Source organism: Curtobacterium sp. VKM Ac-2889 (assembly GCF_015350855.1).
Classification (GTDB): domain Bacteria; phylum Actinomycetota; class Actinomycetes; order Actinomycetales; family Microbacteriaceae; genus Curtobacterium; species Curtobacterium poinsettiae.
This window is the reverse complement of record NZ_JADKSC010000001.1, coordinates 682,516-695,604: the sequence shown is the minus strand read 5'-3', so window position 1 is coordinate 695,604 and position 13,089 is coordinate 682,516. Positions and strand designations below refer to the sequence as shown.

General features: G+C 63.4%; 17 protein-coding genes and 1 pseudogene. 7 read left to right on the top strand and 11 right to left on the bottom strand.

Annotation, left to right across the window (positions count from 1 at the left end; translation table 11 throughout):
* Nucleotides 1-205 precede the first annotated feature (205 nt).
* Entirely contained in the window at nucleotides 206-700 is a 495-nt protein-coding gene (locus ITJ50_RS03480; protein WP_194589922.1) for a hypothetical protein, read from the top strand.
* Between the two features lie 112 nt (nucleotides 701-812).
* Nucleotides 813-1,181, top strand: a complete 369-nt coding sequence (locus tag ITJ50_RS03475; RefSeq protein WP_194589921.1) for a hypothetical protein — start codon at nucleotides 813-815, stop codon at nucleotides 1,179-1,181.
* A gap of 130 nt (nucleotides 1,182-1,311) precedes the next feature.
* Here the strand turns inward: ITJ50_RS03475 and ITJ50_RS03470 are convergent, their stop codons facing one another.
* The gene (locus ITJ50_RS03470) at nucleotides 1,312-1,578 is read right to left on the bottom strand and encodes a hypothetical protein (RefSeq protein ID WP_194589920.1); all 267 of its coding nucleotides are present in this window, start codon (nucleotides 1,576-1,578) and stop codon (nucleotides 1,312-1,314) included.
* Nucleotides 1,579-1,613: 35 nt separating this feature from the next.
* Nucleotides 1,614-2,603 (bottom strand): hypothetical protein, encoded by a 990-nt coding sequence (locus ITJ50_RS03465; protein ID WP_194589919.1) that lies wholly within the window; start codon nucleotides 2,601-2,603, stop codon nucleotides 1,614-1,616.
* Between the two features lie 393 nt (nucleotides 2,604-2,996).
* Between ITJ50_RS03465 and ITJ50_RS03460 the strand changes: the two genes are divergently transcribed.
* A complete protein-coding gene (locus ITJ50_RS03460; protein WP_146245880.1) occupies nucleotides 2,997-3,419 on the top strand; it encodes a hypothetical protein in 423 nt (140 codons plus the stop codon).
* Nucleotides 3,420-3,502: 83 nt separating this feature from the next.
* On the opposite strand, the gene ITJ50_RS03455 is transcribed toward ITJ50_RS03460, so the two are convergent.
* A complete protein-coding gene (locus ITJ50_RS03455) occupies nucleotides 3,503-3,991 on the bottom strand; it encodes a hypothetical protein (RefSeq protein WP_194589918.1) in 489 nt (162 codons plus the stop codon).
* 433 nt (nucleotides 3,992-4,424) lie between these two features.
* Between ITJ50_RS03455 and ITJ50_RS03450 the strand changes: the two genes are divergently transcribed.
* On the top strand, nucleotides 4,425-4,661 hold the full coding sequence (locus tag ITJ50_RS03450) for an SRPBCC domain-containing protein (RefSeq protein WP_194589917.1): 237 nt from the start codon (nucleotides 4,425-4,427) through the stop codon (nucleotides 4,659-4,661).
* A gap of 179 nt (nucleotides 4,662-4,840) precedes the next feature.
* Here the strand turns inward: ITJ50_RS03450 and ITJ50_RS03445 are convergent, their stop codons facing one another.
* Nucleotides 4,841-5,383 (bottom strand): GNAT family N-acetyltransferase, encoded by a 543-nt coding sequence (locus tag ITJ50_RS03445; protein WP_194589916.1) that lies wholly within the window; start codon nucleotides 5,381-5,383, stop codon nucleotides 4,841-4,843.
* A 474-nt stretch (nucleotides 5,384-5,857) separates the two neighbouring features.
* The gene (locus tag ITJ50_RS03440) at nucleotides 5,858-6,907 is read right to left on the bottom strand and encodes an IS110 family transposase (RefSeq protein WP_194589915.1); all 1,050 of its coding nucleotides are present in this window, start codon (nucleotides 6,905-6,907) and stop codon (nucleotides 5,858-5,860) included.
* Nucleotides 6,908-7,296: 389 nt separating this feature from the next.
* Between ITJ50_RS03440 and ITJ50_RS03435 the strand changes: the two genes are divergently transcribed.
* On the top strand, nucleotides 7,297-7,935 hold the full coding sequence (locus ITJ50_RS03435) for a Type 1 glutamine amidotransferase-like domain-containing protein (RefSeq protein ID WP_194589914.1): 639 nt from the start codon (nucleotides 7,297-7,299) through the stop codon (nucleotides 7,933-7,935).
* Nucleotides 7,936-8,002: 67 nt separating this feature from the next.
* Here ITJ50_RS03435 and ITJ50_RS03430 read toward each other — a convergent pair whose 3' ends face one another.
* The 5 genes from ITJ50_RS03430 to ITJ50_RS03410 all read right to left on the bottom strand — a co-directional run bounded on the left by ITJ50_RS03430 (nucleotide 8,003) and on the right by ITJ50_RS03410 (nucleotide 11,282).
* Nucleotides 8,003-8,233 (bottom strand): hypothetical protein, encoded by a 231-nt coding sequence (locus ITJ50_RS03430; protein WP_194589913.1) that lies wholly within the window; start codon nucleotides 8,231-8,233, stop codon nucleotides 8,003-8,005.
* Nucleotides 8,234-8,532: 299 nt separating this feature from the next.
* On the bottom strand, nucleotides 8,533-8,832 hold the full coding sequence (locus ITJ50_RS03425; protein ID WP_194589912.1) for a hypothetical protein: 300 nt from the start codon (nucleotides 8,830-8,832) through the stop codon (nucleotides 8,533-8,535).
* 108 nt (nucleotides 8,833-8,940) lie between these two features.
* The gene (locus tag ITJ50_RS03420; protein WP_416354612.1) at nucleotides 8,941-9,204 is read right to left on the bottom strand and encodes a GNAT family N-acetyltransferase; all 264 of its coding nucleotides are present in this window, start codon (nucleotides 9,202-9,204) and stop codon (nucleotides 8,941-8,943) included.
* 973 nt (nucleotides 9,205-10,177) lie between these two features.
* Entirely contained in the window at nucleotides 10,178-10,456 is a 279-nt protein-coding gene (locus ITJ50_RS03415; protein WP_194589911.1) for a hypothetical protein, read from the bottom strand.
* A 109-nt stretch (nucleotides 10,457-10,565) separates the two neighbouring features.
* Nucleotides 10,566-11,282, bottom strand: coding sequence for a hypothetical protein (locus ITJ50_RS03410; protein ID WP_194589910.1), 717 nt, complete (start codon nucleotides 11,280-11,282; stop codon nucleotides 10,566-10,568).
* A 323-nt stretch (nucleotides 11,283-11,605) separates the two neighbouring features.
* On the opposite strand from ITJ50_RS03410, the gene ITJ50_RS03405 reads away from it, so the two are divergent.
* The gene (locus tag ITJ50_RS03405; protein WP_194589909.1) at nucleotides 11,606-12,148 is read left to right on the top strand and encodes a hypothetical protein; all 543 of its coding nucleotides are present in this window, start codon (nucleotides 11,606-11,608) and stop codon (nucleotides 12,146-12,148) included.
* A gap of 84 nt (nucleotides 12,149-12,232) precedes the next feature.
* On the opposite strand, the pseudogene ITJ50_RS03400 reads toward ITJ50_RS03405, so the two are convergent.
* Nucleotides 12,233-12,490: pseudogene (locus ITJ50_RS03400) on the bottom strand (putative PEP-binding protein); the annotation flags it as partial.
* A gap of 56 nt (nucleotides 12,491-12,546) precedes the next feature.
* Here ITJ50_RS03400 and ITJ50_RS03395 point away from each other — a divergent pair.
* Entirely contained in the window at nucleotides 12,547-13,050 is a 504-nt protein-coding gene (locus ITJ50_RS03395) for a hypothetical protein (protein ID WP_194589908.1), read from the top strand.
* Nucleotides 13,051-13,089 lie beyond the last annotated feature (39 nt).

Here is a 13,089-nt window from a genome sequence, read left to right as displayed (position 1 = left end):
CGGCCGAGGCCGCTGCCGGCGCGGGGCGCCCGGCACCCACGAGCAATAGGACGCAGAACCGACGACGTTGGCTCGTTCTCTGGCGCAGTACCAAATCAAGTGGCCAGAGCGGACCCGTGGAGTCCGTTAACCTTTAGAGCACGGTGCGCTTGTCAACAAATGCGGAGATTTGGACTTATCAACCCGAATATGCGAGAATTGCTTGATGTCATCGACTGATCCAATCACGTGGCTCACTTTTTTCACAGCAATGGCTTCCGCCATCTCAGCGTTCTTTAGCGCCTACGTGAGCTTTGGGAATCGTTACACCGGCAACGTGATGGCAAGTTTCAATACGCTGACCACCGAGGCCGCCAGGAGAGATCGGGCTGTGCTCGTCGAAGCCGCAGCGCGTAAACGTCTATGGGCACCACAGCGCCGGGCAGCTGAAAGCGCAGTTCGCCGTCAGGTCGAACGCGTCGCTCAATTATCCGTCGTGGTTGAAGACATCAAGGGCAACGGGTGGGCTACTGCCCACGCTCAGGTCTTGTATGTAGAGACAACAAAGGTGCTTCGTGAGCTTGCCGAAGTGCGGTCCAAGCACGGCATCAAGGCACCGGCTGCAGACGTGCGCCGGGCAAACGACGCGCTCAAGAAGCTGCCCGCTGCGAAAACCGGATGGGGCAAGACTCGAGCGAAGGCCCCTACCGGCCGGCTGTGACACACCGGTTTGTGATTGAAACTCCGCAGAACGCCATAGCCAACCTGCACCCAGTGCAGGCGGCCCGGGACACCAATGGCGCCCGGGGCGATGTGAACGACGCGATCGCAACGTGTTTGCCCCCGTCCGCACCGGCGGTCCGACCACCGCTAGCTCGTGCCGGGAAGCTCGATCCGCACTTTTGTACTTTATTGATCACCTCTGCTCGGTTTACCAATCATCTCTGAGCTCATATAAATCTCACGTCATCGAGCGCAAGCGGCGACTGATCGGGCTGAACCTGATCATCGACATCGCGAGCACTGACCCCAACGACGACGCTTTGCGGAAGCTCGGCAACCTCGATTGGGAGACGAGGGGCAGTGACCGCCGCCCTTACTGGACTTTCATCACCGAACTCGGCCGCGAGTTCCTCGCGTTTATTCACGACCCGCTGGACGCCACGCAGCCTGCAGCGTCCGATGCTGTAGCGCGCCGGTAGAGGCGTGCTCGCCCCCCTGAGCTGAACTCGGTGTCCGGTGGGCGATCCCTGGCCGAGACAGGCAGGCCGCTGGACACGGCAGCGCCCCGGCCGTTTCCGACCGGGGCACTGCGCGGCTTGCAACGCTGAGTCAGTGCGAGGGTGCAGATGAGGCAGCACGCTCGTTACGGCGCTGCAGGATCGCGACGATGCTACTGACGATGAGCGCAGCGATGCCAACGCCGAGCAACCACAGTCCGGCTTCGAAGCCGCCAACGATGACGTCGGGCGTGTAGCCCGGCTCGATACCGCGGTCTTCTTGCATGCGGTAGTCGACGCCGATTGCTATGAGGAACCCGATGGTGGTTAGCGCGCCGAGACTGGCAGCGATGGCGGACCCGATGATGAACTTTTTCATGTGCTCAGTCTCCTGTCGAAGAGGATGTTCGGTGGTCACCAGTTGCAGCGATGCGATGCGACACCGGAGACCCAGTTCGCGCGGTTCGCGCGGTACCGTTCGAGGTTGTAGTCCTGGGTGAACGGCAGCCCGTAAAGGCCCGCAGCGACGTGGCAGTTGTACTGCTGCTGGAGGGTGGCCTTGTTCGTGATCGCGGGCCACTTCTTCTTCCATTCGTCCCACCCAGAACCTCGGAACACAGCCTGTCCAGCCGCGTACCCTCCGACGCCACCGCCACCGCTAAGAACGACCGCGCCAGGCCCGGTGACCCAGGCGCTGTAGCGGTAGTCCCCGTGATATTTGTCGCGTTTGAAGCTCTTGAACAAGGTGATCCCCAGCCACGGGTCGGCCACTACCGGGTACTGCGTCGCCGCGCCGTGCTCAACGACCTGCGTCAACGTGTTCCCGTGCACCTCGTACCGGGTCGCCACCGGCACTCCGGTTGCATCCTTCGCCCACGCGGGCGCAACGGTGCCAGCAAAATCGCCACTCTCGTCGGTGATGATGACCACGCCATCATCACGGACCGTAATGGCGCCGCCTGACGGCACGGACAAGTCGTAGTCGTACCGGGTCGGCGCTGCAGCGCTTTCGACGACAGTGAGGATCTGCAGACTGCCATCCTCCCGCACGACTGAAGCTGTGGTCGACGAGTTGTTATTGTCAAAAGTCGCCACCCCCGCGCTCTCAACGACCGCATCCGCTGCCTGATCCGCAAATGGCAGCGATACCGTCAACTCGCGATCGCTGGTGCGCAGCACAGCTCCGTCAGCAGCATCTGTCGGAACGCTGACCTCAACATCGCCCCCGGTGAAGTTTGCAGCTTCAGCACCAGACTCGGATTCGGCCATGTTCGCGGCCGCGTCGAGCACACCCGGCGCGACAGCGGCGACAGCTGCGAGTGCATCTGCAGGCTGTTCCTCAGCGTGCGCCACCGCCGACGTCCCCAGCATCGCAACCGCACACAGCAGTCCCGCTCCCGCCATGCCTACGGTTCTTCCCGATCGAGACACTGTCTCCCCCTTGATCATCTATAGAGAGCCCTCCGCCCCCGAACGGCATCCTATGGGAACACTCAGGGTGCGCAGTCCCCCGCAAGGATGACCTTTGCAGCAGCCGGCGGATCGGTGCTCGGACGAGTAAGTGGATTGAGCCTCAACCGCGCCGCCGACCTGCCCGAAAGACGATCGGCTTACGGGCACCATGTCGAACCGCCCGCACGGCGTTACTCGATAGGTTGATTGCAGTTCGGTACTGCCGACGTGGCGAGCGGGAGGTATGACGATGGGTGCTGGAGTGCTCCCCCGGGTGCCGTGGGTGGCGTCCCCGCTGATCTTCACTGCCATCGTGTATGCCGTCGTAGCGCAGCGGCGGAAAAGGTGAACGAGGTAGTGCAGTTCTCCCGGGCTACGAAGTATCTGCTGTCTGGACTGCTGTCATTGCTTATCATCGGCACCGCCCTCCTCGCCTTGTTTGTTGACCCTCGGATGTTGGTGCTGGTGGCGTTCCTGGTCTTGCTCTGGTGGAGGCTCTTCGCCCTGAAGGTCGTGTTCGCTTCGGACGAGCTCGTCCTCATTGGCCTGGTGTCTGTCCGACGGGTACCGCGGATGAACGTGCTCCGGGTCGAGGAGGGGGCTGTCGTCGTGATGAGGAAGCAGGGTCGTGATCGCCGCATCACGATCCCGATCGCTATGAGTGCCTCCAAGATCACTGACAACTCGCCTGATGCACGGGTGAAACAACGCGTCGACGCCGCATACCGAAGATGGGTCGCGGCGCCAGCGACGCCCGCATCGGCCTGAACGCGACCCGACCTCTCGACCGCCGGAAGCGTGCAGCTGGCGAATGCGCCCGGTGAAGGATCGGCTACCGAGACGGGTCGAGCTCAAAAGTTGGGGTGCCGGACGACGAGCACACCGCCGGTGACAAGTACCGCGACACCCAACCAACCCAGAGTGGTCGCCGCCAGCCAAGTGCCGTCGTGGAGCGGCTCCATGTGCGCAGGGCAGACGGTGGTTGTCGCGTCGCTGTACAGGTGCGGCCGCTGGTAGCAGGGTCCGCCGCTGACTTGCTGCTGGTGGTGTGCGGCAGTGTTCACTCCGACGAGTACGAGGACAACGCCGGCGACGATGAGCAGCACACCAGTCATCGCTCCGTTGCGCCGACGAGTGTCCATCAACTGCCTCTGGGCTCGCTCAACCCTTCGTTTCCGCCGGTGCTGCCACTCGAGGTACTCACCCTGAAGCTCCGCGTCGTCACCGAGCAGCCTGTCTACCCGGCCCTGCCACGGGTCGCCCTCCCGGTACCCAAGACGTCGCCGGCCCGCGGCTGTGGCGAATTCGGAACGGAACGTCTCGTGTGTCATCTCCCCCACCGCTGCAGCGTAGCGGGACACCGCCAGTTGAAGAATCGGCAACCGACAAGGCGCGGCACACGGATTCACGCAGATGCAGAGCGTTCAGCGAAAGTCGTAGTCCTCGTCCATGCCGCTCGAGAGCCAGATGTCCTCCGCATCCGAGGGACTGAGCGCCTCGGACAAAGGCGTGTCATCGTCAACGAGATGATCGTTGCCGATCATGCATCGACACTGTTCAGACGTGTCGTCGTCCTCGTTGACCTTCTGATGTGCCGGTCCCGTGGGCATCGACCTACATCCCCTCGGTTATGTTGACCACAAATTGAAGACTAGTCAGTTCGAGAGGGTCGCGCGACGAAACTTCTAAGCGGATACCGGCCCCGTGCTCGATCGCTGGGGTCATGTGAGAGTCCGTTGGCCGACCGGACGACGAGGCCGCTAGCGTCTCTGCATGCTCGATGACTCTCTTTCTGTGGCCGTGACGTCCGCGGCGTCCGTCGATGAGCTCTGGGCTGCGCTCACCACCGAGCGCTCGACGTGGTGGCCAGAGCTCACGCTGACTCCTGCGGTCGGTGCGCCCGTGCACGAGACCTGGGAGGAGGACGGCCAGGAGCGATCCGCTGATGGCCATGTGACCGGCGTCGCAGCACCTCACCTGCTCGTGTTCGAGTGGCGGCAGCCGACATAGCCGTCATCACTGGAGGTGCGGTTCCGGTTTGAGCGAATGGGCCAACAGAGCATCGTCACGCTGACCGAGCATGGCTTCGCGCTCCTGCCAGACGCGGTCAACCTCCGGGCAGAACACGAGGACGGCTGGACATACCACCTGACGAATTTGCTGACGGCAGCGTCTCACTAGAGGATAGGTCAGTGGGACGGGTCAGTGCGAAGCGAGCCCGATTCGAACAACTCGTATTCCGCGTCGTAGTAACGAGTCGTCCGTCCCCGGCTGGTCAGCCCGAGACGCAGACAGACTCGGCGCGACGCAGCGTTCTCGACATGGGCAACCGCAATGATCCGGTCGAGCCCGGACGCTGAAGCGTGCCGCAGCAGCAGCTGCGCCGCCTCGGTTGCGTATCCGTGGCCCCACGCATCTGGATGGAAGTGCCAGCCAATCTCGACCTCGGCAGAAGGTTCACTCGTTCCCGAAAGCCTGATGTGTTGCAACATGACCGTGCCAACGGGTGCACCCGTTGCAGTGGCTTCGACCGCCCAGTACCCCAGCACCGGGCCGCTCCGTGCGCGGAGACGACCGATCAATGCGTGAGCCGCGTCGATGTTCTCCATGACTCGAGGGTCGTGCCCGAGGTAGCGCTGAACATCCCACTGTGAGTACAGGTCAAACACGAACGCAGCGTCATCGGCCGTCCAAGGACGCAAGAGAACACGGCTCCCGATCAAGTTCGTCACCCGCGAAGCGTACCCACTCGCTCATTGCTGGCCGTCTCGACCCTTCTATAGGTGAAGTCAAGGAGTCATCGCTGCTCCGAGGTCCCAGGACTAAGGTCGCCGAGGTGAGCAACAGCCTCGTGATCGCGCGCTTTTCTCCAGGACCCTGGTGGGGCTTCAATGGAGTAGACGTCCTGGAGCTCGACGACGTGTCACTGGTCCGGCGGCGCTTCAAGCTGCTGCGCGGCCGCGTGCCAACTGCGGTCCCGCTGACCTCCGTCTCTCTTGTGTCGGTGGAAGTCCGGCCGAAGAAGCGCGGCAGGGATCCTCAGTGGGTTCGCATGGTCCTGCTTTTCGGGGGCGCTCGGAAGGTGTTCACCGGACGAGTAAGAGATGGGCAGCCTTTCGCTCAAGCGCTTGCTCGTCGACTGACGCGGCCTACGGCCTGAGCCCGACTGGCGGTCGGATGCTGGAACGCAAGCCTTATCGGTGCCGTCAGGCGGTCATGGTGGCGGTGAGGTGTCGATAGATCTGTCGGGCGATATAGCGCTTGAGCATGCGCTTGACCTCTCTCGTGGTCTTCCCTTCCGCAAGGCGGCGTTGTTTGTAGGCGCGGGTGTCGGGGTCGTAGGAGAGTCGGACGCGGGCGACGGTCTCGAGCGCGGAGTTCAGCCGTCGGTCGCCGTGCCGGTTCAGTCGGTGTCGGCTGGTGTTGCCGCTGGAGGCGGGGATCGGTGCGGCGCCGGCGAGGGACGCGAACGCGGCTTCGCTGCGGACTCGGCCCACGTGCGAGTACGCGGTCAGGAACACGGCCGCTGACACCGGCCCGACTCCGCCGATGTCCAGCACCGACGGCGCGAGAGCAGACACGTGCAGTCGGAGCGCGTCGTGGTTGGCTTCGAGCTTGCCGGTCAGGTCGATGACGTCGCGGGCGAGGCGGACCGCTTCGCCGCGAGCGATGAGCCTGTCGATGTCGTCGCTGGGGTGGTGCCGCCACACTGCAATCGAGGCGATCTGCTTGTCCGTCAGCGGGCGCCGAGCGTCGACGCCGAGGTCGATGGTGCGCAGCAGCGCGATGAGTGCGTTGCGGCTCGCGGTCCGTTGACCGTCCATCGATCTCCGGGCAGACAACAGGAGGCGAAGCGCCGAACGGATCTTGCCGGTCCTGGACCAAGAGAGCAGTGCGGTGTCGGTGCGCAGCACGGCTCGAGCTGCGGCTTCGGCATCGATGGGGTCGGACTTCCCGCGAGCTCCGCGGTCTGCTCGTCGTGGTGGTCGCGCTTCGACCACGGGGATACCGGCCTGCTGCAGGGCTTCGGTCAGGGATGCTCCGTAGGAGCTGGTCCCCTCGATGGCTGCGAGCCGTCCAGCGGATGTTCGACGATCGATCCAGGCCAGAGCGCGAGCGAGACCTGCCGGGTTCGTCGGGAACATCGCAGTATCGATGATGCCGCCGGTACGGGTATCGAGGACGACGTAGGTGTGGGTTCTAGCGTGCGTGTCGACGCCAATGACTTGCGTGTACTCGTCTGCGACGATGGGCATCGCGGGACTCCTTCCAAGACGGGGACCGTGTTGGTACTCGGCCCGGGAGAGTCGTTGCGGGGCGGATCTCTAACGAGTCACAACCAGCTGGCTGGTAGGACGACCTTCTATCAAGCCATCGCAGCGGACGGGCCGGCACCAGCCCCGCCACCCGCGGCGGACGAGTCGAGACAATGCCACGCCATGATGACGGGCAGATAGCCGAAGAGTCACACCACGAGCCGGGACCAGTGCCAGCCTGCCAGCCAGCCCCAGGCCAGCCAAGAACAATTAGAGATAGCCGATCGACTATTGCAACGGGGCCGCCAGCACCTGGCGCGCTTCGCCGACGGGCGCTGCCCTTCCGCAGCAGGCAACGGTGTCGGCGGGCCCCTCTAGGGTCACGTTCCGTGAAGATCCTCCTGCTATCCCGTAACACCGGGGCGATCCAGCCCTTCCTGACCGGATCAAACCGCGCGAAGGCGCCGCTCGACGGGTACCGAATCGCCTACATCGACGACGCGCAGCAATCGTTCGCGGGCGCTGCCTTCGTCGAGGCGGAACGTGCAGCCCTCGAGGAGCTTGCAGGCCACATCGTCCCCGTCACCGCGCGAGGAACCATGGCCCACCGGTTCGACCAAATCCTCGCTGACGTCGACGCCGTGTACGTCGCCAGCGGAAGCACCTTTGCCCTCCTGGAAGCGCTGCGCGAGAGTGGGAACGCCGCCGCGCTGGTCGAGCGCGTTCGGGCTGGTCTGCCGTACATCGGTGCGAGCGCCGGCTCGATCATCGCCGGACCAGACGTGACCCCAGCATCGTTGATGGATGATCCCGCTGACGGGCCCGCGCTCACCGACTACTCCGGACTCGCACTGATCGACCAAACGGTCATCCCACACGCGGACGGCCTCCTGCCCCCGTACCCACCGGAACTCATCCAGAAGACTCTCGACACATACCGCGGCGCCTACGCCCTGACCCCACTCAACGACGACCAGGCTCTGCTCATGGACAACGGTCGACTGAGCGTCATCCGATCTGAACCTTGACCGATAGTGACTTACCGCCCTTGTCCCGGTTGAGGATCGTCATCGGGGCGTCCGGGAAGTCTGCATGTCAAGCGCTCGGGGGATCCGCCTGATCGCTGTCCTCTGACCGGCTGCGGGAATGCACGACCAATGGAACGCCTGACGCGATGAACGCCCACCCGAACAGGAAGATGCCGCGGTGCTCGTCCATGAACGGGACGTTGAGCTGCAGCCACGGACGCGCTACGTAAACAGCCGACCCGGCAACGATCAAGGCAATGCCGGCCACCAAGCACAGACGTCGGCGTCCGATGGTCATGCGTCCACCCGCCCACCGGCGATCACCACGGGTGCCAGCGACTCGTGCGTCGAGATGAGCTCTGCGGACATGAGCGGTACCGGGGCTGTTCTCATCATCTGAGCGTAGGGATCCCGCGGGCGTCCTGTGATCAACCGCTGGCCGGAGATCGGCATCGTTTGGACACTCCTGTCCGTCTTCGTTCGCCCTGAGTGATCGAAGGGTCGAGGGTGGACCCCCACAACGTCCGATAGTCGGCTGCAGCATGATTGCTGAGGGCACGGCGATGTGCCCTCAGCAATCAGCGCACGGCTGTTGTCTCAGCTGGAGACGTAGTAGTCGTTCACGCCTCCGAGGTTGCAACCCACGATGCGCTTCGTGCTGGCCGTCGACCCGTAGACCATCTTCTTCTTGTTCCATGTGTTGAATGCATCGGAACTACACGTCCAGTTGAAGTAGACGGTGCCGGTGCACGTTCCCACCAGCTCGCCGGCCTGCTTGGCGAAGTAGCTACAGCTGCCCGCAGCGGAGGCTGAAGTAGCCCCTCCGAGTGTCAGGCCCGCCACCATGAAGGCGGTCGCAGCCCCGGCTGCGAGGAACCGCTTGAGAGTTCGCATCATTGCTTTCCCCTTTGGTGCACCCGGACGGGTGCTCACCGGCAGCCCACCACAAAATCTATAGCCCGTCCATAGGTTGCTCATTGGAACCGTGTCTCGATAGCCGATCGACTATCGGACGCGCGCCATCATCTTCGACGGGTCAGCCAGGGGTGCGAAGCCGTACTGTGCGTAGAGCCCGTGCGCATCTCCTGTCGACAGGAGTGTGCGCTTCAGGCCGAGAGGTTCAAGGTCGTCGATGACCGCGGCGACGAGCATCTTGCCCACTCCTCGCCCACGTACTTCCGGCGCCACGAAGACGTCACAGAGCCAGGCAAAGGTCACGCCGTCAGTCACCACTCGCGCGTATGCAACCTGCTCACCGCGCTCGATCAACGCGCGCCGTCTGGGCAGAGGTACCGTACCGCTCGGTCATGTCCTCACCGTAGTGACACGTCCCCTTGTGGCTCGCCGATCGAGACGGTCAGCATGTCCCTCGCCGTCATCGCTGTTGGCCTCTCCGGCGTCCGTGAGGCGACCGGCCATCGAGACGGGTCAAGAGGGTAGAGACAACGAAGGCGCTGCACGCGGGATGCGTGCAGCGCGTTCGTGCTGGCGGGAGTCAGCTCTGGTCCGAGGTCGACGGCCAACGGCCAACGGCCAACGGCCAACGGCCAACGGCCAACGGCCAATCATGAGTGGTCGGCCGTTCGCCGTCTCAGTGAGCCATAGGCGGTTCGACGGCTGCGGAGAGGCACGGTCGGCTGCAGTTCTCGGTCTCCTGCCTTCGAGCGACAGAGTGGAGTACGGCTAGCTGAGGCTGCAAAGGCGGTTGCGTCGCAGCAGGGGTTTCCCACAACATCTTCGGCGCGCGTTAGCCTGGTGCTTACTACAAGGGGGCTCATGTTCGCGGCGGATCAGACATCAACCGTGACGTTGGCGCCGTCCACGTGGCTCGGAGCCGTACTACTTCTCGCCGGCTACATCGCAGGCTCTCGTGTGCTGGCCGCTTGGATTGAGCGTCGAAGCGTCCGGAGCCTCTCCAGGTCGGAGTTTGACCAGACCCGGGCAATAGCAGCGCTGGATGCACTACAGGCGTACGGAGCAGCCGTCCAGCAGTGGGCCACTCGCGCCGTGCCGCGGAACACCAGCGATCGTGACCAACAACTCGCTGAGTTGTCGCACGCAGTCCAAGCACACGTTTCCTCGACCGGCGACGAAGACGCCGCGCGCCTAGCCGATGCATACATCGGGGTAGCGCAGCGGTACGCAACTCACGACGAGGACACTAACCGGAACGTGGAAAGAGATGCGTTCTCAGCGTGCCTCGCCCGCCTGCGCGGCATGATGCGCGATGCGCGATGACAGGCTAAGACGCGACCGGCACCTCGACCGCGGCACCTCTACGAAAGCGCTTGAACTCGTAGCGCTCCGCTGAGGCAGCGACCTCTCGATCAAACTCGTCCGGAGTTCCAATGAGAACCAGTTCCGACGCGTGGCGAGACGAAACCTCGCGGACAAGCTCGTCGACAAACGACGGGGTTGCTGCCTCAAGCGCTCGCCCCAGGACGAACACGGTCTGCCCGTCCAGGTCTTGCTCTGCGTGTTCGAGAAGCTCCGTGGCCCCCTGCCGAGTGCTGATCAGCATCGGCAGGGTAAGTGTTACAGCCATACTCACCCTGCTCCTACCATCCATCTACCGCAACCGTCAACCCAACTTGCTCTAGTCTGGCACGGTTCGGCTGCAGAAGCGACGCTCACGACAATGGAATCCAGGCTTCGATGAGTGAGCCGTACATCGGCCGCGGGTACGAGCGCGGATACCGGCGTCGGGCATCCATCATGAGGGTGCCGTCGCCCGACAGCATGTTGAAACCGCCGCCCATCTGCACAACTTGCTGCGCGAGCCTACTGAGCGCCCACCCGCGGCCACTCTCGGGCAAGGAGCTGTGACCGCCTTGCACCGCCATCTCGAGAGCATGCAACGAGGTCGTAGCACCGAGATGGCGCAGCGACTGAGCGAACCCCCGGCCTGAGTCGCTCACCGCAAACCAGACACGCTTCGTGTTTGACGGAGCGTGGCGAAGATCTTGAGCGAGAGCAAATCCCGTACTGCGCCGAGAATGATCGATGACGTTCTGGCTGAACTCGGTGATCGACTCGAACAGCACCACCGCTGCCGCACGGTTGCGGTCTTTGAACTTCTCGAAGACGTGCGTCGCGATGCTCTCGACAGAGTCGCGATTGAATTGCGACAGTTCGAGGAGCCGATCCTGAGTGTCATGTGAGCGCACGTCTGCCAGGCCATGCTCGACGCCAATCTCGGTCAATCGATCACCTAGACGCATGCGAGAGAGGTAGGAGCTGACAGACGCCGAGTCCGGCTTGCTGAACTCGACATCAAAGCCGCCGCGGACGCCTCGCTCAGCATGTGCGGCTACAGCGGCGAGGATCGCAGGCGAACCGAACTCCATGCGCGTCAAGTCGATGGCGAACCGGCCCTCCGGTCCAGGTCGCAGTGATGCGTGCAAGCGAGAGCTGTTGCACTTCCCCGAAACGCGAAGGTCCACTGCTCCCCTTAGATGATGCTTCCGATCCTACGACGCCAAGGAGGGCTCGCTGTTCCGAGGGAAGCATTGGGGGTGCGGGCGACTTCAAGCGGTTGGACTCGTGCGCGCACGGAAGCGTTGTGAACTACAGCATCGTGTCCGATCTCGCCGCCGGAGGTCAGGCGCGCCCGATGTGACCTTCGATCGGTATGCACGCACGCTTCTTAGTGAGCTGACACGATGCCGTCATGGACCTCGATGCTCTCTACGCGCTTGATGCCGCCGACCAGCGCGTGTTCCTACTTGGCCGGCTTGCGGATGAGACGACCAGTGTGGATGCGGCATTGCGGTGGCTACACGCTGCGTTGAACGGTGAGCGAAGCGTCACCGCGTTCCGTGATGCTCCCGCCGGCTTCCAACGGTGTGCGGAAGCGTGCTCGGCAAAGGTGAACACGTCCTCCAGACTTACCCAGGAGCAGCGGGCGCACGTCTCGCGCACGATCTCTGATGCGCGTGCAGCGTACAAGCGGCGCAATCGTTACACCCATGACCTCCTAGTAGAGGACCTGCTTTCGGTAAACGGGTGGGAGCTGATGCGCCTCGACCGCTTCGGCCCGGACTTCACCTCAACCAGCGCAGCAGAGATGGTGGCACTGGTCGTTGAACTCGTGGCGCTGAAGTATCGACTTCGCGGCGCGGCGCTGTATCTCCTCCAGGGGCGCTGGGAGGCATGGGCTTTCGGTGCCGTTGAAGGTTCATGGGATGGATCCGCCGGTGTCAGCGGGCCCTAACGCCTTCAGCATCAACGTCGGTTCGGTCGTTCGGTGCGCTTCGTCGGAACCATAGGCCTGCGCCTTCGGGGCTCCGGCATCACTTCACTGACCGTCTTCCGCCATCCGTTGCCAAGTCGCGACGACGGTGTCCGGGTTGAGCGAGATCGAGGAGATACCGCGTTGCCGGAGGCGATGCGCGAGTTCCGGATGATCGCTTGGACCCTGGCCGCAGATACCGACGTACACGCCGCGTGCCTTGCAAGCGTCGATCGCCATGTCGATTAGGCGCAGCACGGCCGGATTCCGTTCATCGAATCCGTCCGCGATGAGACCGGAGTCCCGGTCGATGCCGAGTGTCAGGCAACTCACCCCGTCCCATAGCAGCGAGTTGCGGGAGGATCCGCGATGATGAGCGTATGTCGCAACATTTCACTTCCCACAATCCGCATGACGACTGGATGGAACCGTCCTCCGTGTTCTCACCACTGTCGTTTGTCCCGGCCTTGGCGAGTACCGGAGGCACGGTCGTACTTGGATGGCTCGTTGCCTCAGGGATCGTCGGAGCGGCCCCTACCGTCCAGCTTGGTCAGGGCCTGCCGCTGCTTCTTGCTGCCATCGGGGCGCTCGCTATCGCGATTGCGGTGAGTAAGAAGATCGCCGACGCCGCCCATGAGGTCGTCGTTGCCTCGGCGGAGACGCAGCTACGTCATCTCATGTCCCAGCGACCGGAAGATCGAGACGGCGCACTTGCGGATGAGTTCAAAAAGCAGCGAGCGTCACGATTTACGGCAGTGAAGGACGCGAGGCAGGTTGCGGTCCGTGCCCACTCCGTCTCCCTTGGCATCGAGCTCGGCGGTGCTGTGCTGCTGCTCTGTGGTGCTGTGCTGGCAGCGTTCGTGTGGGCCATTCCGCTGCGCTGAGTCGAGACAGACAGCGCCCTCGACAGCCACACGCGTGTG